Source organism: Anaerotruncus massiliensis (ex Togo et al. 2026) (assembly GCF_900199635.1).
In the GTDB taxonomy this organism is placed as follows: Bacteria; Bacillota; Clostridia; order Oscillospirales; family Ruminococcaceae; genus Anaerotruncus; species Anaerotruncus massiliensis.
This window is the reverse complement of record NZ_LT962687.1, coordinates 2,969,992-2,994,353: the sequence shown is the minus strand read 5'-3', so window position 1 is coordinate 2,994,353 and position 24,362 is coordinate 2,969,992. Positions and strand designations below refer to the sequence as shown.

Here is a 24,362-nt window from a genome sequence, read left to right as displayed (position 1 = left end):
ACTATGAAAAAGTTGATGAGCGTACTGCTGGCTTCCGCGATGATCCTGGCCCTGGCGGCGGGATGCGGGGAGAGCGCGGCGCCCGCCCAGAGCGCGGCGCCGGAGACGGCCGCCCCGTCGGGAGCCGCCGCGGACACGGCGGACCTGCCGGAGGTGACAATCCATGTGGCGAGCATCTTCGAGCCGGGCACCGCGATCCTCAAGGGGATCGACAAATTCGGCGAACTCCTCGGCGAAAAGAGCGGCGGAAAAATCACGCTCAACGTCTACGCCAGCGGCTCGACGGGCGGAGAAAAGGAGCAGGCCGAGGCGCTCAAGCTCGGGGAGATCGACATGGCGGCGTTCGGCACCCTGCCGATCTCGATCTTCACGCCAGAATACTCCTTCTTCGACTCCCCCTTCGTCTTCCGCGACAAGGACCACTTCATGGCGGTGTGGAACGGCGAGCTGGGCGACGCGATGCGCAAGGAGATGCTCGACAGCCACAACCTCTACACCCTCGGCGTGATGGGCCGCGGCTACCGGCACATCACCTCCAACACGCCGATCGAAAGCGTCGACGACATCGCCAAGCTCACCATCCGCACCCCCGAGTCGGCGCTCTTCATGGACACCTTCGGCGCGCTGGGCGCGACCTGCGTTCCGATCGCGCTGCCCGAGCTCTTCACCTCGCTCCAGATGGGCGTCGTGAACGCTTCGGAGGGTCCTTTCGACCAGTTGGTCACCAACAAGCTCTATGAGGTGCAGGACTACATCACCCTGTCGAAGTACTACTATTCCATCTCGATGTGGCAGATGAACGCCGAATTCTATAACGGCCTGCCCGAGGCCTACCGGACGATGATCAACGAGGCGGCGGCCGAAGCCACCGAGTACGCCACGGCGCTCGGCGAGGAGATGGAAGACGAACTGCGGGCCCAGTGCGAGGACGCGGGCGTCACCTTCTGTGAGATGACCGACCTGCAGCCCTACCTGGACAAGGTGAAGCCCGCGATGGACAAGTTCTACGCGGAGAAGTGGCCGGTCACGACGGCGGAGGAGATCGCCGCCTACTGAGGAAACGGAAAATCCGGGAACGCAGCAGCCCGGTGCGCGAGGCACCGGGCTGATTGGGTTCTCTCCGGGCCCGCCGGCCCGGACAAAACCGGTTTGAAGGAGGGAACGGATTGAAACAGGTCAAAAAGCTGTTCGACGCGGCCGGAATCCTCATCTTTACCGCGATGGTGGCGGTGGTGATCCTGCAGGTCGTCTGCCGCTTTATCCTCAGGGTGAGCGTCCCGTGGACGGAGGAGATGAGCCGGCTGCTCTTCATCTTCCTCTGCTTCTGGGGGGTGGTCGTGGCCGTGCGCGAAAACGAGCTCATCGTCATCGACACCTTCCGCGCCAAGCTCCGGGGCAGGGCGCGCAAGGTCCTGGACTGCCTCATATCGCTCTTTATGGCGGCCTTTTTCGCGGTTATTTTAGCGGGAGCGGTCAAGATGGCCGTGTCGGTCTGGCCGACCAGGTTTTCCACGATGGAGTGGCTGAGCAACGGCTGGCTCTACGTCGCGGCCATCGTCGGCAGCGGCGGCGCGCTCGTGAGCATTGTCCTGGCGCTCCTCCGGGAGCTGCGGGGCGGCGGACCGGAAAAGGAGGGGGAATAAGATGGGAATCTGGTACCTGGTCATCCTCATCGCGGCGTTTCTGATCGGCATCCCCGTGGCGATCTCGATGGGCGGCTCGGCCGCCATCCTGATGATTCTGGAGCGCGGGCTCGGCGCCTTCCGCCCCGAGGTCATCGCGCAGAAATCGGTCTACGGGCTCAATAACTTCCTGCTGCTCTCCATCCCCCTCTTCCTCTACGCGGGGAAGATCATGAACACGGGGAACATCACCTCCCGCATCTTCGACTTCGCCAAATCGACGGTGGGCTGGCTGCGGGGCGGGCTCGGGCATGTGAACATCATCGCCAGCGTGATCTTTGCGGGCATGACGGGCACGGCCACCTCCGACGCGGCGGGCCTCGGCGCGATCGAGATCAAGGCGATGCGCGAGGCGGGCTACGAGGACGACTTCACCTTCGCGGTCACCGGCGTCTCGTCGACGATCGGCCCGATCATCCCGCCGAGCATTCCGCTGGTCATCTACGGCCTGATGACCGGCTGCTCGATCGGCGCGCTGCTGATCGCGGGCATCGTGCCGGGCATCCTGATGGCGATCGCGATGATGATCTACGTGGAAATCTACGCGGTCCGGCACCACTTCCCCAAGGGGGAGCGATTCCGCATCTCGGTCGTGTGGCGGACCTTCCGCCGCGCCTTCCTCTCCCTGCTGACGCCGGTCATCATCATCGGCGGCATCCTCTCGGGCGTCTTCACGCCGACCGAGGCGGCGGCGATCGCGGCGGTCTACGCGACGGTGCTGACCGTGTTCGTCTACAAGGAGGTCGATTTTAAAACCCTCAAGTCGGTTCTGTGGGAGACGCTGCGGGATTCCGGCACGATCATGATGATCTGCTTCTGCGCCTCCCTCTACGGCTACATGATCACCCGCTCGAAGATCGCCGAGCACCTCGCCTCCGCCATCGCACAGGTGTCAACCAACCCCTACGTCATCACCCTGCTGCTTGTGGCGTTTTTGCTGGTGGTGGGCTGCTTCATGGAAAACCTCGCGTCGATCACGATTTTGGCGCCCGTCTTCCTGCCGGTGCTGGTGAATTCGGGGATCGACCCGCTAGCCTTCGGGATTATCATGATCATCACGCTGATGGTCGGCCTGCTGACGCCCCCCTTCGGCATGGTGCTCTTTGTCCTCTGCAAGGTGGGGGACATCCCGCTCGAACGGATGGTCAAGGCGGTGCTGCCCTTTTTGCCGCCGCTGCTTATCGTCATCCTGCTGCTCTCCTTCTTCCCGCAGATCATCACCTTCCTGCCCAACCTGCTGATGGGCTGACGGAAAAACCGCCGGGGTTTCCCCGGCGGTTCAAAGGATGCGCTGCATATCGGAGAGGGAGCTCTGGATGTGGGTGACCATGTAGGCGGCCGCGAGCTCGGGGTTGTGGAGCCGCAGCGCGGAGAGGATGTCCTCGTGCGGCCCGACGGCGTGCCCGGGGTTGCCCGGCACCGAGAAGGAGTGCAGGCGGTATTCCCGCATCGCCTCGGTCAGATTCGCGTTGAAGGAGATCAGCAGCGGGTTGTGGGTCCCCTCGATGATCGCGCCGTGAAAATACTCGTCGGCCAGCGTCATCTGGTTGACGTTGTTTTCCTCGACTGCGCGGCGGAAGGAATCCTGGATCTCCTGCAGGTGGGAGAGCTCCTTCTCCTGCATGTTGATCGCCGCGAGCCGCACCGCCATCTGCTCGATGGGCAGGCGCACCTGCATGATGTCGGCGACCTTGTAGTTGTACTTTTGGAACCACATCTCAGGGGTCACGGCGTTTTCCCGGTCGGTGACGAACGCGCCCTTGCCGTGTCGGATTTCGACGAGCCCCATCGCCTGCAGGACGCGCAGCGCCTCCCGCACGGTCGAACGCCCGACGTGGAGCAGCTCGCACAGCTCCATTTCGGCGGGGAGCTTGTCCCCCCTGCGGTATGCCCCGGACAGGATGCTGTCCCGGATGTGGTTGACCGCGTGGTCGGTGGAAGAGATTCTGGCGATCGGCTGCATAGGCGGGCTCCTTTCGGCCGGGCGGACACGCCCTCTGCACCTATTATATCGGCGCGGGGCCGTAAAATCAATAGATCGGCAGCCGGGCGTTTACGGCCGTCGGAAATATGTGCTATACTGGTTCCAGACAACCAGTGAGCGCGACGGGAGGACGGATTATGGAACCGGTACGGTATACCTCGATCACCGACCTGACGGTGGAGAGCATTAAGGAACTGATTCAGTCGGACGAGTACCAGATTGGGGACAAGCTGCCGTCGGAGCAGCAGCTCTGCGGGATGCTGCAGGTGAGCAGGACCTGCGTGCGCGAGGCGCTGCGGATCTTGCAGGCGCGCCGGTTTTTGGACATCCGCTCGGGCAAGGGCTCCTTCATCCTCAAGAAGAACGAGCTCTCCCCCGAGGTGCAGAAATGGGTGGACGAACCGGACATCAGCTTCATGGACTATATTGAGGTGCGCCTCGCGATGGAGCCGCTCGCGGTGCGGCTGGCGATCTCCCATGCGACCGGGCAGGAGACCCAGGCGCTCGAACGCCTCCACGAGCGGTTCGCGGCGGCGGTAAAGTCCGGCGACGTGGCCGGGATGATCGAGGCCGACTCCCGGTTCCACTCCTATATCATGGATTGCAGCCGCAACAAGCTGCTGATCAACATCAACCGGGAGATGCAGGGGATCATCAACAAATACCGCACCAAACAGACCCGGACCTATAAAAACGCGATCGAGCCCCACGAAAGAATCGTACAGGCCTTCCGTGACCGGGACGTCGTGGGCGGGGTCAAGACGATGCGGGAGCATATCTATGAAATCATGCGGGACATCGAGGCGGTGTGCGACGAGCTGGGGACGGAGGGTCCCCGCCCGCCGCGGACGCCCGGTTGACCGGAGGATCAAAATGGGGGATACGATGGATTACAGACAAGAAGCCCTGGAAAAACACGCCGAATGGCGGGGCAAGCTGGAGGTCACTTCCCGCGTGCGGGTGCAGACAAGCGAGGACCTCTCGCTGGCGTACACGCCCGGCGTGGCGGAGCCCTGCCTCGCCATCCGGGAGGACCCGGCGAAATCGTTCGAGCTCCCCCGCCGCTGGAACCTTGTGGCGGTCGTCACCGACGGGTCGGCGGTGCTCGGGCTCGGGGACATCGGGCCCGAGGCGGGCATGCCGGTTATGGAGGGGAAATGCGTCCTCTTCAAGGAGTTCGCGGGGGTGGACGCCTTCCCGCTCTGCGTCGGCACAAAGGACGTCGACGAGCTGGTGCGCACCATCCACCTCATCTCGGGGAGCTTCGGCGGCATCAACCTTGAGGACATCGCCGCGCCCCGCTGCTTCGAGGTGGAGCGCAGGCTCCGGGAGCTGTGCGACGTCCCCGTCTTCCACGACGACCAGCACGGCACGGCGGTCGTCGTCTCCGCCGCCATGATCAACGCCCTCAAGCTGGTCGGCAAGCGGATGGAGGCGGTCACCGCCGTCATCAACGGTGCGGGCGCGGCGGGCACCGCGATCGCCCTGCGCCTGAGGGCGCTCGGCGTCGGGGAGGTCATTCTCTGCGACCGGGCGGGCATTCTCTGCGAGGGAATGGAGGGGTTGAGCCCCGCCCACGCGCGGATGGCGGCGCTCACCAACCGCGGCCGCCGGACAGGGACGCTCGCCGACGCGCTGCGGGGCGCGGACGTCTTCATCGGCGTGTCGGGCCCAAAGCTCGTCACGGCGGAGATGGTCTCCGCGATGGCGAAAGACGCGGCCGTCTTCGCGATGGCGAACCCCGTCCCCGAGATTTTGCCCGAGGAGGCCCTCGCGGGCGGCGCGCGGGTGGTCGGGACCGGACGGTCGGACTACCCCAACCAGATCAACAACGTCCTCGCCTTCCCCGGCATCTTCCGGGGCGCGCTCGACGTGCGCGCGCGGGAGATCACCGATGAAATGCTCACCGCCGCCTCCTACGCGATCGCGGGGCTCGTGTCCGGCGGGGAGCTTTGCGGGGACTACCTGCTGCCCCGGGCGTTCGACCCGCGGGTCGGGAAGACGGTCGCCGCGGCGGTCGCCGAAGCCGCGCGGGCGTGCGGCGCGGCGCGCATCTGAAAAAAGGAAAAGGGCCATGCGGGCAAAGCCCGCATGGCCTTTTTATAAGAGTAAAACCTTACTTGAAGGATTCCTCGACGGCGACGGCGCACGCGACGGTCGCGCCGACCATGGGGTTGTTGCCCATGCCGATGAGGCCCATCATCTCGACGTGCGCGGGGACGGAGGAGCTTCCGGCGAACTGCGCGTCGCCGTGCATGCGGCCCATCGAGTCGGTGAGGCCGTAGGAAGCCGGGCCGGCCGCCATGTTGTCGGGGTGCAGGGTGCGGCCGGTGCCGCCGCCCGAGGCCACCGAGAAGTACTTGACGTTATTCTCATAGGACCATTTCTTATAGGTGCCCGCGACCAGGTGCTGGAAGCGGGTCGGGTTGGTGGAGTTGCCGGTGATCGAGACATCGACCTTCTCGTGCTTCATGATGGCCACGCCCTCAAGCACGTCGTTGGCGCCGTAGACCTTGACCTTGGAGCGCTCGCCGTCGGAATAGGCGGTCTCGCCGATCACCTTGAGCTCGCTGGTGGCGAAATCATAATCGGTTTCCACATAGGTAAAACCGTTGATTCTGGAAATGATATAGGCGGCGTCCTTGCCCAGTCCGTTGAGGATGACGCGCAGCGGCTCCTTGCGGGCCTTGTTGGCGTTGCGGGCGATGCCGATCGCGCCCTCCGCCGCGGCGAACGACTCGTGGCCGGCCAAAAAGCAGAAGCATTTGGTTTCGTCGCGCAGCAGCATGGCGCCGAGGTTTCCGTGGCCGAGGCCGACGGCGCGGGTCTCCGCGACCGAGCCGGGCACGCAGAACGCCTGCAGGCCGATGCCGATCGCCTCGGAGGCGTCCGCGGCCTTTTTGCAGTCCTTCTTGATGGCGACGGCGGTGCCGAGGGTGTAGGCCCAGACGGCGTTCTCGAACGCGATGGGCTGCACGCCCTTGACGATCTTTTCCACGTCAATGCCTTTGGCAAGGCAGATCTCTCTTGCATCTTCAAGGGAAGACATGCCGTACTCAGCGAGACAAGCGCTGATTTTGGGCATCCTTCTCTCCTGTCCTTCAAACTTTGCCATGTGTGTTACCTCCCTCTCCTCTTATTCTTCACGCGGGTCGATGTATTTGGGGGCGTCGGCGTAGCGGCCGTAGGTGCCGATATTCTTCTCGAACGCCTCCTTGGGGTCCACGCCGTGGCGGATGTCCTCGAGCATCTTGCCGACCTTGACGAACTTGTAGCCGATGGCCTCATTGTTGTTGTCGACTGCGACCGAGAGGATATAGCCCTCCGCCAGCTCAAGGTAGCGCACGCCCTTGGCGTTGGTGGAGAAGATGGTGCCGACCTGGGAACGGAGGCCCTTGCCGAGGTCCTCGAGGCCCGCGCCGATCGGGAGCCCGCCCTCGGAGAAGGCGGTCTGGCTACGGCCGTAGACGATCTGGAGGAAGAGCTCCCGCATCGCCACGTTGATCGCGTCGCAGACGAGGTCGGTGTTGAGGGCTTCCAGGATGGTCTTGCCGGGGAGGATCTCGCCCGCCATCGCGGCCGAATGGGTCATGCCGGAGCAGCCCAGCGTCTCGACGAGCGCCTCCTCGATAATCCCGTTTTTGATGTTGAGGGTGAGCTTGCAGGCGCCCTGCTGCGGCGCGCACCAGCCCACGCCGTGTGTGAGTCCGGAGATATCCTTGATCTCGTAGGCCTTTACCCATTTGCCCTCTTCGGGAATGGGCGCGGGACCGTGCTTGGGTCCTTTGGCGAGAACGCACATTCTCTCCACTTCATGAGAATAGTTCATATCGGTACTCCTTTCGGTTTGTTTACTGGGGTTGTCCAATCTTTATTATATTAGTTTGTCAAGGCTTTATCAAGGGGATTGTTCAGCTTTTGTTCACGGTTGCAAAACAAAATAGGCCTAATTTTTGGATTTTTTTTGGTTATAATAAGCAGAGATGCGCCCGCCCGTCCTCCTCCCTCTGTGGAGAGGCCCCAAACCGCCGCCGCAAGCGGGAAAACGAGGTTGACTTTGACGGCGGGCGGGAGTAAAATGTACAAGTTAAAGTATACGCATTTCCAGCCAGCCGCGGCTTTTTGAAACGGCATGGGAGGGTCCGCGCGTATCAGACTATGAGGTGACAAAATGGGTATTTTAAACAAGGTCTTCGGGACCTATTCCAGCAGGGAGATCAAACGTGTCCTGCCCCTTCAGCAGAAGGTGCTTGAACTGGAGGAAACCTACCGCGCCATGAGCGACGACGAGCTCAAGGCGATGACGCCCAAGCTGCGGGAGCGCCTCGCGCAGGGCGAGCCGCTCGACAGCGTGCTGCCCGACGCCTTCGCAACCTGCCGCGAGGCGTCCGACCGCGTGCTCGGCATGCGGCACTTTCCCGTGCAGGTCATCGGCGGCATCATCCTCCACCAGGGCCGCATCGCGGAGATGAAGACCGGCGAGGGCAAGACCCTCGTCGCCACCCTGCCCGCCTATCTGAACGCGCTGACCGGCAAGGGCGTGCACATCGTCACGGTCAACGACTACCTGGCCAAGCGCGACTCCGAATGGATGGGTAAGGTCTACCGCTTCCTCGGCCTCACGGTCGGGCTGATCGTCCACGGGCTCACCACCGCCGAGCGGCGGGAGGCCTACGGCTGCGACATCACCTACGGCACCAACAACGAGTTCGGCTTCGACTACCTGCGCGACAACATGGTCATCTACAAGACGGACAAGGTCCAGCGAGGGCACAATTACGCGATCGTCGACGAGGTCGACTCGATCCTCATCGACGAGGCGCGCACCCCGCTCATCATCTCGGGCCAGGGCGACAAGTCCACCGACCTCTATGAGAAGGCCGACCGCTTCGCGAACACCCTCAAATGCTACCGCGTGGCCGAGGCGGACTCCAAGGAGGAGCACGACGACGTCGACGGCGACTACATCGTCGACGAGAAGGCCAAGACCGCCACGCTGACCGCCTCGGGCGTCAAGAAGGCGGAGGAATACTTCGGGCTGGACAATCTTACCGACGGCGACAACATGCAGATCCAGCACCACATCAACCAGGCGATCAAGGCCCACGGCATCATGCAGCGGGACGTCGACTACGTCGTCAAGGACGGCGAGGTCATCATCGTCGACGAGTTCACCGGCCGCCTCATGCTCGGCCGCCGCTACAACGAGGGCCTGCACCAGGCCATCGAGGCCAAGGAGGGCGTGAAGGTCGAGCGGGAGAGCAAGACGCTCGCCACGATCACCTTCCAGAACTTCTTCCGCATGTACGATAAGCTCGCCGGTATGACCGGTACCGCCCTCACCGAGGCGGACGAGTTTATGGAGATCTACAAGCTCGACGTCGTCGAGATCCCGACCAACAAGCCCATCCAGCGCCACGACCACCCCGACGTCGTCTACAAGACCGAGACCGCGAAGTTCCAAGCGGTCATCGAGAACATCGTCGAGTGCCACGAAAAGGGCCAGCCGGTGCTGGTCGGCACCATTTCGATCGAGAAGTCCGAGCTGCTTTCGCAGATGCTGAAGCGCCGCGGCATCAGGCATGAGGTGCTCAACGCGAAGTACCACGACAAGGAGGCGGAGATCGTCGCGCAGGCCGGTAAGTATGGCGCGGTGACGATCGCCACCAACATGGCCGGGCGCGGCACCGACATCATGCTCGGCGGTAACGCCGAGTACCTCGCCAAGGCGGATCTGCGCCGCGAGGGCTACGACGAGGAGACGATCAACGAGGCCACCGGCTTTGCCGACACCCACAACGAGGAAATTCTCGCGGCCCGCAGGCTCTTCCGCGAGAAGATGGACCAGTACCGGGCGGAGATCTCCGTCGAGGCGGAGAAGGTCCGGGAGGCGGGCGGCCTCTTCATCATCGGCACCGAGCGCCACGAGTCCCGCCGTATCGACAACCAGCTGCGCGGCCGTTCCGGCCGCCAGGGCGACCCGGGCGAAACGCGCTTCTTCATCTCGCTCGAGGACGACCTCATGCGCCTCTTCGGCGGCGAGCGCATCCAGAACATGATGAACATGATCGGCGCGGAGGACGACATGCCCATCGAGGCGAAGATCCTCTCCAACTCGATCGAGTCCGCCCAGTCGAAGGTCGAGACCCGCAACTTCGGCATCCGCAAAAACGTCCTCCAGTTTGACGACGTCATGAACCGCCAGCGCGAGGTGATCTACTCCCAGCGCGACAAGGTGCTCGACGGCGAGGACATCAGCGGCATCATCAGGAATATGATCACCGAGACGATCGATTCGGTCGTCGACCGCTACCTCGTCGACAAGGAGGTCCACGACAACTGGAACCTCGAGGGCCTTCGCGACTACTTCATGGGCTGGCTCACCACCCACGACGACCTGCGCTACACCACCGAACAGCTCGGCGAGATTACCGACGGCGAGATCAAGCGGCAGCTCAGGGAGCGCGCGGAAAAGCTCTACGCCGCGCGCGAGGAGCAGTTCACCTCCCCGATTATGCGCGAGGTCGAGCGCGTCGTGCTGCTGCGCAACGTCGACACCAAGTGGATGCAGCACATCGACGACATGGAGGAGCTCAAGCGCGGCATGTACCTGCGCTCCTACGCCCAGAAGGACCCGGTCGTCGAGTACCGCATCGAGGGCTTCGACATGTTCGACGCGATGATCGAGTCGATCCGCGAGGACACCGTCAAGCTGATGTTTACCATTCAGCTGCGCACCAACCAGGAGCCCAAGCGCGAGCAGGTCGCCAAGCCCGCGCAGGAGGGCTTCGGCAGCGACGGCACCATCCAGAACAAGCCCCGCTCGGTCAAAAAGGTCGGACGCAACGATCCCTGCCCCTGCGGCAGCGGAAAAAAGTACAAAAAGTGCTGCGGCCGCGACGAGTGACAAAAGAGACGAAAAAACGAGGGGCCGCCCGGCGGGCGGCCCTTCCTTTTTGCCGCTTTTGAAAAAGCGGCGCCAAAACGTTTGATTCAGGCCGGCCGCGTCCCCTCCCCGGCGACGCCGCCCGTGCGGAAGGGTTCCCGCCCGCGTCCGGCTGCCGCCGCATGTGGGGGAAACTGCCCGACAGCAGCCGCGATTTCCGGCCCACATTAGCAAAGTTACTAAAATTGCCGGGTTTTTCTTGACAACATACTTGTTTGGCGGTATGATACCAAGGTAAAATTGTCGAATCAATGAATGTGCCGGAGAACGGCAGATGGGAAGCAGGGTATATGAATATCAAGAGAGAAGACTTACGCAATATTGCCATTATCGCGCACGTCGACCACGGCAAGACGACGCTGGTCGACGGGATGCTCAAGCAGTCGGGCACCTTCCGGGAGAACCAGGCGGTGCAGGACCGCGTGATGGACTCGAACGACATCGAGCGGGAGCGCGGCATCACGATCCTGGCGAAGAACGCCTCCGCGGAATACAAGGGCGTAAAGATCAACATCGTGGACACCCCGGGACACGCCGATTTCGGCGGCGAAGTGGAGCGGGTGCTCAAGATGGTGGACGGCGTGCTGCTGCTCGTCGACGCGGCGGAGGGCCCGATGCCCCAGACCCGTTTCGTGCTGAGCAAGGCGCTCGACCTCGACCTCGCGGTTATCGTGGTCATCAACAAGATCGACCGCCCCGACGCGCGCGTCTACGAGGTCATCGACGAGGTGCTCGAGCTGCTGATGGACCTCGGCGCTTCCGACGCGCAGCTCGACAGCCCGATGGTCTTCTGCTCCGGCCGCGACGGCACCGCCTCGATCTCCCCCGAGGTGGCGGGCACCGACCTGCTGCCGCTCATGGATACGATCGTCGACTACATCCAGCCCCCCCAGGGCGACCCCGAGCTGCCCACCGCGGTGCTCGTCTCGTCGATCGATTATAACGACTATGTCGGCCGCATGGCGGTCGGCCGCATCGAGCAGGGCACCCTGCGGGTCAACGAGCAGATGAACGTCTGCGACTACCACGACAAGGAGCTCCTCAAGCAGGGCAAGATCACCGCGATCTACCAGTTTACCGGCGTGGGCCGCACCCAGGTCGAATCGGCCACGGTCGGCGACATCGTCCAGTTCTCGGGCATCGAGGACATCAACATCGGCAACACCGTCTGCGCGGCGGGCAGCAGCATCGCGCTGCCCTTCGTCAAGATTTCCGAGCCCACCGTGGAGATGACCTTCTCGGTCAACACGAGCCCCTTCGCGGGCCGCGAGGGCAAATTCGTCACCACCCGCCAGATCCGCGACCGCCTCTACCGCGAGCTGCTGCGCGACGTCTCCCTGCGCGTCTCGGACGGCGATACCGCCGACAGCTTCGTCGTCTGCGGACGCGGCGAAATGCATCTGTCGATCCTCATCGAGAACATGCGCCGCGAGGGCTACGAGTTCCAGGTCAGCACCCCCAAGGTGCTGCTCAAAACCATCGACGGCGAGCTGTGCGAGCCGTTCGAGGAATTGACGATCGACGTCCCGGCCGAGTCCTCCGGTTCGGTCATGGAGAAGATGGGCCCCCGCAAGGGCGAGCTCCAGTCGATGGAGCCGGTCGGCAGCCGCATGAAGATGACCTTCGTCATCCCCGAACGCGGCCTCTTCGGCTACAAGAGCGAGTTTTTGACCGACACCAAGGGCGAGGGCGTCATGAACACCCTCTTCCACGGCTACGCCCCCTATAAGGGCGACATCCCCCGCCGCCAGAACGGCTCCCTCATCGCGTTCGAGACGGGCGAGACGATCACCTACGGCCTCTATAACGCGCAGGAGCGCGGCACCCTTTTCCTCGGCGCGGGCGAGCCTGTCTACGCCGGGCAGGTCGTCGGCATGTCCCCCAAGAACGAGGACATCGCCGTCAACGTCTGCAAGAAAAAGCAGCTCACCAACACCCGCGCCTCCGGTTCGGATGACGCGCTCCGCCTCATCCCGCCGCGCCGCTTCTCCCTCGAGGAATCCCTCGAGTTTCTCAGTGACGACGAGCTTTTGGAGGTCACCCCCAAGAGCATCCGCATCCGCAAGAAGGTTCTCGACCATGCCCAGCGCATGCGCGAGCAGATGAAGAAGAAATCTTAAAAATGGTTTTTGAGCGGGCCCGGTTGGGCCCGCTCTTTCTTCTTAGATTTGCCGCTCAGTGAGCGGCGGAGTTTGTCGGGTCCCGCCCCGGCGGGCGGTTTTAGATTTGCCGCTCATCGGGCGGAGGACTTTTATCGCGCCCCTCCGGGGCGCTTTAGGGGAGCCGCCTTCGGCGGCGGGGATTGCCGGGTCCCGCCCCGGCGGGCGGCCCCATTTCTTGTACGGACAAGAAATGGGGGAAAGAAGCCGCAGGGGGCTATGCCCCCTTGACCCCCGCGCCGCCTCCGGTTGGCCTTCGGCCAAAGTCGGCGGCGCCCTGTCACGGATCAATGGGCGGGTGTACAGCATCCCGCCTGCCGCCGCGCCGCGGGCGCAATGCCTCTGCCCGAGAGTCTCCGGAGCCGTACTGAAAGTACATTCGGGGAGGCACGACCGCCTCTCCATGGGCGCTGTCAGGGATACAGCGCCTGCGCGATGCGTGCGCCCAGCTTGAAGCCGAAGCGGAAGCCCCGCAGCGCATACGCCCCGCACACCACCGCGAACTGGTCGGTGATGTGATCCAGCCTCTTTTGATCCTCCATCCCCATCCGGTGCCAAAGCAAATCGCACATCTCCATCATCTCCTTTTCCTCGGGAATCGGGCCGAGCTGCTCCGATGGATATACTTCCCCTTCGTAAAGTGCCTTTAAAATATCTTTGTCCATAAAATCATTCCTTTCATAAAAGTGAGGTCACCTATATTATAGGGTGACCTCACTTTGAAGTCAAGAACAAAATAAAAAGCATATAATTGTTTCAAGGTGACATCACCTATGAAAGGGGGAGTCAATATGCCTTCGAGTTTGCCGCATTTCACATTGCGTATCAGTCCGAGGCTCATGCAAAAGCTCCGTTATATCGCCGAGGGGAACGGAAGGTCTGTCAACAAAGAAACCGAAGCCCTGATAAAGGCCCATGTCGAGGCTTACGAAAAAAAGCACGGCCCTATAGAAGTCGACAAATAAAAGCGGCCGCCCGAATGGGCGGCCGCTTTATCATTTAAGCACTTATCAGGTAGGGGCACACGGGGGAGGGTCGCCGACCCTCCGCCCGTGAACGCGCGTGGGCGGGCGTCGCCGCGAAGCGGCGCTCCGGCGCAAAGCGCCGGGCAGACCCGCCCACAGGCCATTTGCGGTCAGGGGCCGCAAATGGGGCGCGTCAGTAGTCCCAATAGCTGTCGGGCATTTCTTTTTTCTCGCGGGATTCCACAGGCAACGGACAAGTAGCCAAGATATTTTTCAACTCATCGTTTTCCTTATCCCAGTCCTTGTCGGAGATCTTGAAGGTGCTCTTGAGCTTGCTCTGAGTGTACCACTTGCCGGTGTCGAAGGTCTTCCCATCGATTTCCACGGTCTTATCCGTGCTGTTGCGGCCGAACATGTACTCGGTGTACTTGTCCTCCCAGTTGTTGCGCTTTTTCTCGTACTGGCTCTCCAGGCGTTCATCCTTCTTGTCCTGCGCCTCGGAGGAGAGCTGGCGGATGAGATAGCTTCCGTCGTAGAGGGTGACGTTATCCCACTCGACCATCTGCGGGCGGTCGTAGTTATAGACGTTGAGCGCGATGTAGGAGGGATAGACGTCCTTGGTGGTCAGCGTGCAGTTGCCGAGCTTCTTCTCGTCGAAGTAGTAGGTGAGCACGCCGTTGTTGGCCTTGATGAGCAGGGAGTGCCAGCCCTCTTCCACGGTGAGGTCCTCGGTTTCCTTGTCGCCGTTGACAAACCGGTTGGCCATGCCCCAGCTTCCCTGCGCTTTCGGGTTATAATATTTGAGCACGGGCGCGCCGGAACCGCCCTTGACGAGCGCGATGGCGGGCGAGGAATTTTTGAGCGTGTTGCCGTCGCCGTCCACGAGGTCGACGCGGAACTCGGCGCGGCGGCGTCCGTCGCTCGACGAGAACCAGTTGTCGTCGATATTGATCTTCACGGTTGCGGTCCAGGTGTTGCTCGAGGGCATTTCGACCGGGAGCTTCTTGCCCTGGAGGGCGTAGTATTTGTCCTTTTTGTCGTCCGAGCGGTATTTGTAGTAGCCCTTCGGCCCCACGGAGAGATAGAGCTTGCCGTCCGAGCGGTCGAACTCCTCCGGCTCATACCGGTCGGTCACCCACTTGTCGGCCGATTTGGCGCTGGTGCTGAAGGTGTCGCTGGTGATGATCGCGATTGCCGATGCCGGCGCGGAAAGCGCCATGACAAGTACCAGCAGCACGCTGATGGTCGCCGTCAATTTTTTCATAGCTTGGATCCTCCCTCAGAACTTGGCAGCCGTACTGGTGCCTGTCTATATTCACTAACAGTATAACAATTAGTATAATGAAAATCAAGGAAATCGAGGGATTTTATCTCGGGAAATATTGCCTGAATTTCTTAGTGTCTGTCCCAAACATTGTTAAGTTTGACAAAAATAGCGCCCCCGGCGCGGAAATTTGGTTTGAGCCTCACAGAAAGCGGGCAAAAAACGCGGCGGATTGAAAATCCGCTTGCAAAAGCAAAAAAATGAGACTACACTTAGTAAACAATCAGAATGGGGCATTAGCCCCCTTCCATCTTCCGGCGAAAGGGATGGTGCTGTGGAACGGGTCATCAAGAATCTGGTCGAATATGACAAGCGCGGCCGGCGGCTTGTGGAAGAGGCGGAGGAGGAGCGCCGCAGCGTGCTGGCGCACATGGACGATTATAAAAAGGAGCTCGCGAAGCAGTACCACGAGCGGGAGCAGGAAAAGGTGGAGCAGTTCCGCCAGCAGGCCCAGGTGGAGAAGGAGGAGGCCCTCGCCGCGGCGCGCGCGCGCCACGAGGAGGCGCTCGGCCGCCTGAAGGCGAACTACCGGAAGAACAGCGCGCGGTGGGTCGCCGAAATCGTGAACCGCTGCATCGGGGGGTGACGCCGTGGCGCAGTATGCAAACGCGGTGATCTCCAAGGCGCGCGCCATGTACGGGCAGATGCTCTCCCCCGCCCAGTACGATGACCTGCTGCGCAAGCAGAACGTGCAGGAGATCTCCGCCTACCTGCGGGAGAAGACCCCCTACCGCGCGGCGCTGGAGGGGGTCCAGGACAGTACGATCCACCGCCGCCAGCTGGAGAACCTGCTGCACAGGGACCTCTTTTACCAGTACGTGCGGCTCGCGAAATATGTCCGCGAGAAGGACAGCATCTACCAGTACATCGTCATGGACCTGGAGATCGAGCTGATCCTTTCAAGCCTGCGCAATATCATCTCCGACGAGCAGGAGGACTTCGTCGCCTCCCTGCCCACCTTCATGCAGCCCTACGCGAGCTTCAACATCCTGGGGCTGGCGGGGGCGCGCTCCCTCGACGAGGTGATCGAGGCGGTGGCCGGGACGGCCTACGAGCCGGTGCTGCGCCGCTGCCAGAAGCAGTACCCGCCCGACGGCAACACCCTGCGCTACACCCGCTATGAGCTGGCGCTGCGCACCTGCTATTTTTCCACGCTGCTCGAACGGGCGAAGCGGGAGACGCGCGGCAGGGCCTCCGCCGAGCTGCGGGAGCTGATCACCATGCGGGCGGAGCTGATGAACCTCAACACGATCTACCGGATGAAAACCTATTTTCAGGCGGACGCCGACCGCATCCGCGTGACGATGCTTCCCTTCTACAGCCGGCTGAGGCCGCGCCAGCTCGAGGAGATGGTCAGCGCGCGGGACACGCAGGCGTTTTTGAAGCTGCTTTCCGCCACCCCCTACGGGCGGCGGATCGATCCGGAGACCGGCTTCTTCGAGGGGGAGACGGACGGCGTGCGCTACCGCGCCACCCGGAGGCTGCTCCGTTTTTCGACCAGCCCGGAGGTGGTGTATACGGCGTTCATGCTGCTGCGCAGCATGGAGACGGAGGACATCGTGCGCATCATCGAGGGGGTCCGCTACGGGCTGCCCCCCGAGAAGATCGAAAAGCTGCTTTATAAGGCGTAAAGGACGACCAGGCGAAGGACCGATTCAAACGCGAAGGACCGGCCGGCCCCGGTGGGGCGGGCATTTCAAATATCCCGGGGGGACCGGCGGGGGCCGGTTCCCGTCTGCCGGAGAAAGGGCGGATTCACATGTCGATTGCCAAGCTGGCGCTGGTGAACATCGTCGGCGATATGAAGAGCCTCGACGACGTCATCATACGCTGTTTGGACAGGGGGGATTTCCATCCCGAGCCCTCGCAGCAGGCGGCGGGAGGCATCCGCGGCTTCACGCCGCTGTCGGAGGAGAATCCCTACACCGACGCGCTGCAAAAGCTGACCGACGCGGGCGTGGCCGCGGGGCTCAACCCCAAGTACATGCCGGAATATGTGCGGAGCGACAAGCTGTCCCGCGTCGCGGCGCACAGCCGTCAGTATTACGAGGATTTTTACAGGACCTTTTCCGAGGGGCTCGGCGCCCTGCGGGAACGGATGAACTTTTTGCAGGGGGAGATCGACCAGGACGAGGCCGCGCTGCTGATCCTGTCCCACCTGGCGGAGCTCGACGTCGATTTCGACGAGCTCTTCACCTGCAAGTATATCAAGGGGCGGCTCGGGCGGCTGCCGCTCGACAGCTACCAGAAGCTCTCCTTCTACGCGGGGAAGCCCTTCATCTTCAAATCGTTCGACGCGGAGAAGGACTACCGCTGGGGCGCCTATTTCTGCATGGCGGAGGACGCGCCCGAGATCGACGACATCTTCTCCTCCCTCTACTTTGAGCGGATGCGGGTGCCCGCCTTCATTCACGGCACCCCGGAGACCGCCCTGACGCGGCTGCGGGAGGAGATCGCCACCAACCGGGAGCAGCTCGCGGCGGCCAAAAACCAGTTCCAGGAGCTGGTGGACGCGCAGCGGGACCGCTACTATAAGCTCTACACCCGGCTGAAATTCCTCTCCGACTCGTTCGACATGCGCAAATATGTCTCTGTACTGAAACGGGAATTCATCGACGTATTCTATATCACCGGCTTTATCGAGGAGAGCCGCGCGGACGACTTTGCAAAGAGCCTGCGGCTGCTTGCCGACGTGACCGTCGAGGTCAAGCCGGACGACTCGGACAAACGGCTCCAGCCGCCCACCAAGCTCAAAAACGGCTGGTTCTCCCGCCCGTTCGAGATGTTCGTCGAGATGTACGGCCTGCCCGCCTACGGCGACTTCGATCCCACCCCCTTCGTGGCATTCACCTATTCCCTCCTCTTCGGCGTCATGTTCGGCGATCTCGGGCAGGGGCTGGTGCTGGTGCTGGGCGGGTGGCTGCTCTGGAGGTTCAAGCGGTTCCAGATCGGCGCGGTCGTCAACCGGATCGGCATCTTTTCCTGCATCTTCGGTACCCTTTACGGGTCGGTGTTCGGGTTCGAGGAGCTGCTCACCCCCTTCTATACGAACGTCCTGGGCCTGCCCGGCAAGCCGATCGAGGTCATGGCCCCCGAAAACACCAACCTCATCCTCGTCGCTGCGGTCGCGCTCGGCGTGGTGCTCATCTGCACCTGTATCCTGATGGATATCTTCGTCAGCCTCCACAAGCGCGACTATGAACGGGCGTTTTTCTCCGCCAACGGCGTAGCGGGCCTTGTCTTTTACGGCGCGGTCCTCTTCGGCGCGGTCATGATGTTCCTGGCGGGCAAAAACTATTTCACCCACCTCTACGTCATCCTGCTCATCGTTCTGCCGCTGGCGGTCATCCTGCTCAAGGAGCCGCTCGGCAACCTGCTCCGCGGACTCGGCGCAAAGCCGGAGGAGGGCATGGGCGCCTATCTGACGGTCGCGCCCTTCGAGCTCTTTGAGGTGGTGCTCAGCTTTTTCTCCAACACGATGTCCTTCCTCCGCGTGGGCGGCTTCGTGCTCAGCCACGCGGGCATGATGGCGGTCGTCTTCACCCTCTCCGAGATGGTCGGGAACGCCGCCAGCCCCGCGGTCATCATCATCGGCAACCTCTTCGTGATGGGCATGGAGGGCCTCATCGTGGGCATCCAGGTGCTCAGGCTCGAGTTCTACGAGATGTTCAGCCGCTATTTCGACGGCGACGGAAAACCCTTCTCCCCCGTCACGGTAAAGGGCGCGGGGAAGTGATCTTCTCATCCGACACGTCTCTGTGCCTTCGGGCGCGGATACCAATTCAATTTGGAGGTAATTTGTGATGTTGTTTGTGATTGCTACCGCCGCGGTGATCGTGGCCACCCTGCTGCTCATCCCCATCGTCAAGGTCGGTTCCACCTCCGGCGCCAGAAGGTGCGTGCTTGCCAACGCGGGTGTTTTCCTCATCGCCATCCTGCTGATGATCATGATGGCGGTCGGCGTTTCGGCCGAAACGCCCGATCCCGACACGGCCCCGGACACTGCCGCCGTCGAGACCGTCCCCGCCCAGAACAACCAGGGCATGGGCTATCTCGCCGCCGCGCTCGCCACCGGACTCAGCTGCCTGGGCGCGGGCATCGCGATCGCGTCCACCGCCCCCGCCGCGATCGGCGCGTTTTCCGAGGACCCCAAGGCGTTCGGTAAGGCGCTGATCTTCGTCGTCCTCGGCGAAGGCGTCGCGCTTTATGGACTTCTGATCTCGATTCTGCTGATCAATAAGCTCTGATTTGCCGCTCGGCGAGCGGCGGAGGTTGTCGGTGGCCGGCCGACGGCGGTCCTTAGGCATACCGCTCAGTGAGCGGCGCAGTTTGCCGGGTCCCGCCCCGGCAGGCGGCCCCATTTCTTGTACGGACAAGAAATGGGGGAAAGAAGCCGCAAGGGGCTTGGGCGGCCTGCCCGGGCTGCGCCCGGAGCGCGCTACGCGCGACGGCCGCTCGCGGGCGCTCCGCCCCGCGGCCCCGGCTTGAGTCCGCTTCGCGGACCCGGCCCTGCGGGCCGGATTCTCTATAAGGATGGCCTGCGGCCAAATCCCCTTGACCCCCGCGCCGCCTCCGGTTGGCCTTCGGCCAAAGTCGGAGGCGCCCCGTCCACGGATGAACGGACGGGTGTACAGCATCCCGCCAGCCGCCGCGCCGCGGGCGCAATGCCTCTGCCGGCGAGTCTCCGGAACCGTACCGGAAGAGCTTCCGGGGAGGCACGGCCGCTTTTGCGTGGCGCGCAGCGCCCACGGGGAGGCGGAAAACTGCGCGGCTTTGCCGCGCACGCGCGCAAGGCGCGCGAACGCCCGGAACGGGCGTTGTTTTCCGCCGCGGGTTATGGCGAGCCATCCGGTGTGCGTTGTTGGGAGCGCCCGCAACTTGAATTGAGCCCTCAGCTGGTGTACCCGTGGGGAGCGGCGGCAGCTCGCGGGCTATGGCAAGGTACTCCCGGAGATTCCTAAGAACCCGGCGGAGGGTTCTTAGGCGGACTTTTGGTTCCTTTTCGTCCGTCCGAAAAGGAACCCGTGACGCGCGGCGGAACGCGCTCGTGATTCTTGCCGCTTGGAAAGCGGCAATTCCCGTGAAAGCTGGGCCGCTCGCTGGGCGGCATCATTCAAACCCCGTTGGGAGGGACCCGGATGAAATTCTATACGCTGAGCGACAACGTCGACACGCTGATGGGGATGCGCCTCGCGGGCATTGAGGGCGAGGTCATCCACACGGCGGACGAGGTGCTGGCTTCGCTGCGGCGGGTGATGGCGGACCCGTCGATCGGGATCGTGCTGATGACGGAAAAGCTGATCAACACCTGCCCGAACATCATCTACCGCTACAAGCTGACCCAAAAACGGCCGCTGATCGTGGAGGTCCCCGACCGCCACGGGGAAGGGGACGTTTCACAGACGATCGAAAAATATGTGAGCGAGGCGATCGGCATCAAACTCTAAAGGGCGCGCGCCCGGAAAATGAGGTGAAACCAGATGGCTGATATGCAGGAAGATAAACTGGAGCTGTTTGAACAGGAGATCATGCAGCGCGCCCAGGCCCAGCGGGATACGATCCTGAAGGAGGCCGAGCAGATGAAGCGGGATGCGCTCGGGCAGGAGGAAAACCGCCTGCTTGACGAGAGCTTCCACAGGATCCAGTCGCAGATCGACGAGATCAAGACGGAAAATATCAAGGAGATTTCCCGGGAAACGCTCGCGCTCAAGAAGGAGCTTTTCAAGCAGCGGGAGCAGTATCTCTCGCAGATGATCGCCGAAGCGCGCGTGGAGCTCGGGAGCTTTGCGAAAAGCGAGCGGTACGAGGCGTATTTCCTGGGAAAGATCAGGGAACTGGCCGCATCCTGGAAGCTGGAGGGCAGCACGATCAAGGTGCGCCCGGAGGACACGGCGTTCGAGCCGCGCATCCGTGAAATTTACGGGGACTGCGCGGTAGAGGCGGACGCCGGGGCGGTTTCGCTCGGCGGCGCGGTACTGGTGAACCGGGAACGCGGGGTTGAGGTGGACCTGAGCCTCGACGCGGCGCTCGCCGGACAGCGGGAGTGGTTTTACCGCGGCTCCAACTTCAATTTTGATTAGCGGCGGGGGGAAATGCTTTGGATAAGAATACCGTATATTCCATCAACGGGCCGGTCGTAACGGTCCGTGGCGCCCGTCAGTTTGAGATGCAGGAGATGGTCTTTGTCGGGAACAGCCGCCTCATCGGGGAGGTCATCAACATCTCCGACGAGCGCACGACCATCCAGGTCTACGAGGGCACCACCGGCATGCGCCCCGGCGAGCCGGTCACCGGCACGGGCGGGCCGCTCTGCGCCACCCTCGGCCCGGGCATCCTCTCGAACATCTTTGACGGCATCGAACGCCCGCTCAAGGAGATCGCAAAAACGTCGGGCGCGTTTATCCCCGAGGGCAGCGACATGCCCGCCCTTGACGTGGAAAAGAAATGGCCGGTCACCCTGAAGGTGAAGGAGGGCGACCGCCTGAAGGGCGGCGACGTCTTTGCCGCCTGCCCCGAGACGTCGATCATCGAGCACCGCTCGATGGTGCCGCCCGGGCTCGACGGCACCGTCGTGTCCGTCCGTCCGGACGGGGACTATACGGTGCTCGAGCCGCTCGTCGTGCTGCGGGACGCGCGGGGGGCCGACCACGAGCTGGCGCTCGCGCACAAGTGGCCGATCCGCCAGACCCGCCCGGTGGCCGAGCGCCTGCCGATCGAACGGCCGCTCATCACCGGGCAGCGGATCATCGACACCCTCTTCCCGATCGCCAAGGGTGGCACCGCCGCCATCCCGGGCGGCTTCGGCACCGGCAAGACGATGACCCAGCACCAGCTCGCCAAATGGAGCGACGCGGACATCATCGTCTATATCGGCTGCGGCGAGCGCGGCAACGAGATGACCCAGGTGCTCAAGGAGTTCGGCGAGCTCACCGACCCCAAATCCGGCAAGCCGCTGACCGACCGCACCGTGCTGATCGCCAACACCTCCAACATGCCGGTCGCGGCGCGCGAGGCGTCGATCTACACCGGCATCACGCTGGCGGAATACTACCGCGATATGGGCTACCATGTGGCGGTCATGGCGGACTCCACCTCCCGCTGGGCGGAGGCGCTGCGGGAGATCTCCGGACGCCTCGAGGAGATGCCCGCCGAGGAGGGCTTCCCCGCCTACCTGCCCAGCCGCATCTCCCAGTTCTATGAGCGCGCCGGGTATATGGAAAATCTGAACGGCACCGAGGGCTCGGTCACGATCATCGGGGCGGTCTCGCCGCAGGGCGCCGACTTCTCCGAGCCGGTCACCCAGAACACCAAGCGGTTCGTCCGCTGCTTCTGGGCGCTCGACAAGGCGCTTGCCTACGCGCGCCACTACCCCGCCATCAACTGGACTTCGAGCTACAGCGAATATCTCGACGACCTCGCCCCCTGGTACGCCAAAAACATCTCCCGCGACTTCCTCCCCTGCCGCCAGCGGATTTCCACCGTGCTGCTCGAGGAGGCGAAGCTCAACGAGATCGTCAAGCTGATCGGCGAGGACGTCCTCCCCGACGACCAGAAGCTCATTATGGAGGTCGCGCGGCTCATCCGCGTCGGGCTGCTCCAGCAGAACGCCTACCACCGGGACGACACCTACGTGCCGCTGCCCAAGCAGCTCATGATGATGCAGGTCATCCTCCACTTTTACGACAAGGCTTCGGCGGTCATCGCCAAGGGGATCCCGATCTCCGAGATCACCGATTCGGGGCTGATCGATTCGCTCGTGAAGATCAAGTACGAGATCCCCAACGCGCATCTCGAACTGTTCGACAACTACTATAAAGAGATCGACGACAAGCTCGCCGGGCTCAACCAGCTGTAAAGGAGGGCCGGAATATGCTTCAGTTTGTGGGGCTCAGCGAAATCAACGGCCCGCTGGTGGCGCTCGACCGGGTGCCGAAGGTGGCGTTCGAGGAGATGGTCTCCCTGAAACTCGATTCGGGCGAGACGCGCTTCGGCCGCGTCGTCGAGATCGACGGCGACCGGGCGGTCATCCAGGTGTTCGAGGGGACCCGCGGGCTCTCCCTCGAAAACACCCGCACCACCCTGCTCGGGCATCCGATGGAGATGCCCCTTTCCCTCGAGGTGCTCGGGCGCACCTTCAACGGCTCCGGCCGCCCGATCGACGGGCTGGGAGAAATCTTCTGCGAGCGCGCGGCGGACATCAACGGCAAGCCGATGAATCCCGTCGAGCGCGTCTACCCGCGCAACTACATCAACACCGGCATTTCGACGATCGACGGGCTGGCCACCCTCATCCGCGGCCAGAAGCTGCCGATCTTTTCGGGCAGCGGCATGAGCCACAACAAGCTCGCCGTCCAGATGGTGCGGCAGGCGCGGCTGTCGGGCACCGACGAACAGAACTTCGTCATCGTCTTTGCCGCGATGGGCGCCAAGAACGACGTGGCCGACTATTTCCGCCGCTCCTTCGAGGAGTCGGGGGTCATGGAGCGGGTCGTCATGTTCCTGAACCTCTCCAACGACCCGATCATCGAACGCATCCTCACCCCCCGCTGCGCGCTGACCGTGGCGGAGTACCTCGCCTTCGAGCACGGCATGCACGTGCTCGTCGTCATGACCGACGTCACCGCCTACTGCGAGGCGCTGCGCGAGTTTTCCTCCTCCAAGGGGGAGATCCCGGGGCGCAAGGGCTTCCCCGGCTACCTCTACTCCGACCTCGCCTCCCTCTACGAGCGGGCGGGGATCATTGAGGGAAGCCCCGGCTCGGTCACGCAGGTGCCCATCCTCACGATGCCCAACGACGACATCACCCATCCGGTCCCCGACCTGACCGGCTATATCACCGAGGGGCAGATCGTGCTCGACCGGCAGCTCGACCAGACGGGGGTCTATCCGCCCGTCTCAGTGCTGCCCTCCCTCTCCCGCCTGATGAAGGACGGCATCGGCGAAGGGTTCACCCGCGCCGACCACTCCGACTGCTCCAACCAGCTTTTCGCCTCCTACGCCCGGGTGCAGGACGCGCGGGCGCTCGCGAGCGTCATCGGCGAGGAGGAGCTCTCGGAGGTCGACCAGAAATATATGTATTTCGGCCGCATGTTCGAGGAGCATTTCGTCTGCCAGGGCGCGCGGGAAAACCGCGAGATCGGCGAGACGCTCGACCTCGGGTGGCTGCTGCTCTCGCTGCTGCCGCGCGAGGAGCTCGACCGGGTCGACCGGGAGACGCTCGACAAATTTTACCGGCCGGAACAGGCCGTGCAGAAATTCGGCGCGCCGAAGGAGTAGCCCCGGCGGGGAAAGGAGTGACGGCG

The 24,362-nt window shown here is 62.9% G+C and carries 21 protein-coding genes; 16 read left to right on the top strand and 5 right to left on the bottom strand.

Features of this window, described 5'->3' with window-relative positions:
• Positions 1–3 precede the first annotated feature (3 nt).
• The 3 genes from C1A13_RS14410 (at position 4) to C1A13_RS14400 (ending at position 2,931) form a co-directional block, all read left to right on the top strand.
• Positions 4–1,056: a TRAP transporter substrate-binding protein gene (locus C1A13_RS14410; protein ID WP_101553120.1), complete on the top strand. Its 1,053-nt coding sequence runs from the start codon at positions 4–6 to the stop codon at positions 1,054–1,056.
• Between the two features lie 110 nt (positions 1,057–1,166).
• Positions 1,167–1,643: a TRAP transporter small permease gene (locus tag C1A13_RS14405; protein WP_101553119.1), complete on the top strand. Its 477-nt coding sequence runs from the start codon at positions 1,167–1,169 to the stop codon at positions 1,641–1,643.
• Position 1,644: 1 nt separating this feature from the next.
• Positions 1,645–2,931, top strand: coding sequence for a TRAP transporter large permease (locus C1A13_RS14400; RefSeq protein ID WP_101553118.1), 1,287 nt, complete (start codon positions 1,645–1,647; stop codon positions 2,929–2,931).
• Positions 2,932–2,961: 30 nt separating this feature from the next.
• Here the strand turns inward: C1A13_RS14400 and C1A13_RS14395 are convergent, their stop codons facing one another.
• Positions 2,962–3,645, bottom strand: coding sequence for a FadR/GntR family transcriptional regulator (locus C1A13_RS14395; RefSeq protein WP_101553117.1), 684 nt, complete (start codon positions 3,643–3,645; stop codon positions 2,962–2,964).
• A gap of 158 nt (positions 3,646–3,803) precedes the next feature.
• Between C1A13_RS14395 and C1A13_RS14390 the strand changes: the two genes are divergently transcribed.
• Both C1A13_RS14390 and C1A13_RS14385 read left to right on the top strand, forming a co-directional pair.
• Complete coding sequence (locus C1A13_RS14390) at positions 3,804–4,526, top strand: FadR/GntR family transcriptional regulator (protein ID WP_172439305.1); 723 nt, start codon at positions 3,804–3,806, stop codon at positions 4,524–4,526.
• Positions 4,527–4,551: 25 nt separating this feature from the next.
• On the top strand, positions 4,552–5,724 hold the full coding sequence (locus tag C1A13_RS14385) for an NAD(P)-dependent malic enzyme (RefSeq protein WP_101553299.1): 1,173 nt from the start codon (positions 4,552–4,554) through the stop codon (positions 5,722–5,724).
• 58 nt (positions 5,725–5,782) lie between these two features.
• Here C1A13_RS14385 and C1A13_RS14380 read toward each other — a convergent pair whose 3' ends face one another.
• Positions 5,783–6,781, bottom strand: a complete 999-nt coding sequence (locus tag C1A13_RS14380; RefSeq protein WP_101553115.1) for a GGGtGRT protein — start codon at positions 6,779–6,781, stop codon at positions 5,783–5,785.
• A gap of 21 nt (positions 6,782–6,802) precedes the next feature.
• The gene (locus tag C1A13_RS14375; RefSeq protein ID WP_101553114.1) at positions 6,803–7,495 is read right to left on the bottom strand and encodes an iron-sulfur cluster assembly scaffold protein; all 693 of its coding nucleotides are present in this window, start codon (positions 7,493–7,495) and stop codon (positions 6,803–6,805) included.
• A 342-nt stretch (positions 7,496–7,837) separates the two neighbouring features.
• Between C1A13_RS14375 and secA the strand changes: the two genes are divergently transcribed.
• Together secA and typA are read left to right on the top strand one after the other, a co-directional pair.
• Positions 7,838–10,573, top strand: coding sequence for a preprotein translocase subunit SecA (gene secA / locus C1A13_RS14370; RefSeq protein WP_101553113.1), 2,736 nt, complete (start codon positions 7,838–7,840; stop codon positions 10,571–10,573).
• A 329-nt stretch (positions 10,574–10,902) separates the two neighbouring features.
• Positions 10,903–12,732: a translational GTPase TypA gene (gene typA / locus C1A13_RS14365; protein ID WP_101553112.1), complete on the top strand. Its 1,830-nt coding sequence runs from the start codon at positions 10,903–10,905 to the stop codon at positions 12,730–12,732.
• A 452-nt stretch (positions 12,733–13,184) separates the two neighbouring features.
• On the opposite strand, the gene C1A13_RS14360 is transcribed toward typA, so the two are convergent.
• On the bottom strand, positions 13,185–13,436 hold the full coding sequence (locus tag C1A13_RS14360; protein ID WP_101553111.1) for a DUF6809 family protein: 252 nt from the start codon (positions 13,434–13,436) through the stop codon (positions 13,185–13,187).
• 108 nt (positions 13,437–13,544) lie between these two features.
• Here C1A13_RS14360 and C1A13_RS14355 point away from each other — a divergent pair, with 108 nt between their 5' ends.
• Entirely contained in the window at positions 13,545–13,736 is a 192-nt protein-coding gene (locus C1A13_RS14355) for an Arc family DNA-binding protein (protein WP_367379709.1), read from the top strand.
• Between the two features lie 193 nt (positions 13,737–13,929).
• Here the strand turns inward: C1A13_RS14355 and C1A13_RS14350 are convergent, their stop codons facing one another.
• Positions 13,930–15,000, bottom strand: a complete 1,071-nt coding sequence (locus tag C1A13_RS14350) for a hypothetical protein (protein WP_101553109.1) — start codon at positions 14,998–15,000, stop codon at positions 13,930–13,932.
• Between the two features lie 334 nt (positions 15,001–15,334).
• Here C1A13_RS14350 and C1A13_RS14345 point away from each other — a divergent pair, with 334 nt between their 5' ends.
• The 8 genes from C1A13_RS14345 (at position 15,335) to C1A13_RS14310 (ending at position 24,336) form a co-directional block, all read left to right on the top strand.
• Entirely contained in the window at positions 15,335–15,646 is a 312-nt protein-coding gene (locus C1A13_RS14345) for a hypothetical protein (RefSeq protein WP_101553108.1), read from the top strand.
• Between the two features lie 4 nt (positions 15,647–15,650).
• Positions 15,651–16,691, top strand: a complete 1,041-nt coding sequence (locus C1A13_RS14340) for a V-type ATPase subunit (protein ID WP_101553107.1) — start codon at positions 15,651–15,653, stop codon at positions 16,689–16,691.
• A gap of 128 nt (positions 16,692–16,819) precedes the next feature.
• Positions 16,820–18,796 carry a V-type ATP synthase subunit I gene (locus C1A13_RS14335; protein ID WP_101553106.1) on the top strand — a complete coding sequence of 659 codons (1,977 nt, stop codon included), beginning with the start codon at positions 16,820–16,822 and terminating at the stop codon, positions 18,794–18,796.
• Positions 18,797–18,863: 67 nt separating this feature from the next.
• A complete protein-coding gene (locus tag C1A13_RS14330) occupies positions 18,864–19,307 on the top strand; it encodes an ATP synthase subunit C (RefSeq protein ID WP_101553105.1) in 444 nt (147 codons plus the stop codon).
• 891 nt (positions 19,308–20,198) lie between these two features.
• Positions 20,199–20,507: a V-type ATP synthase subunit F gene (locus C1A13_RS14325; protein ID WP_101553104.1), complete on the top strand. Its 309-nt coding sequence runs from the start codon at positions 20,199–20,201 to the stop codon at positions 20,505–20,507.
• 33 nt (positions 20,508–20,540) lie between these two features.
• Positions 20,541–21,140, top strand: coding sequence for a V-type ATP synthase subunit E (locus C1A13_RS14320; RefSeq protein ID WP_101553103.1), 600 nt, complete (start codon positions 20,541–20,543; stop codon positions 21,138–21,140).
• A gap of 17 nt (positions 21,141–21,157) precedes the next feature.
• Complete coding sequence (locus tag C1A13_RS14315) at positions 21,158–22,915, top strand: V-type ATP synthase subunit A (RefSeq protein WP_101553102.1); 1,758 nt, start codon at positions 21,158–21,160, stop codon at positions 22,913–22,915.
• Positions 22,916–22,929: 14 nt separating this feature from the next.
• Positions 22,930–24,336: a V-type ATP synthase subunit B gene (locus C1A13_RS14310; RefSeq protein WP_101553101.1), complete on the top strand. Its 1,407-nt coding sequence runs from the start codon at positions 22,930–22,932 to the stop codon at positions 24,334–24,336.
• Positions 24,337–24,362 lie beyond the last annotated feature (26 nt).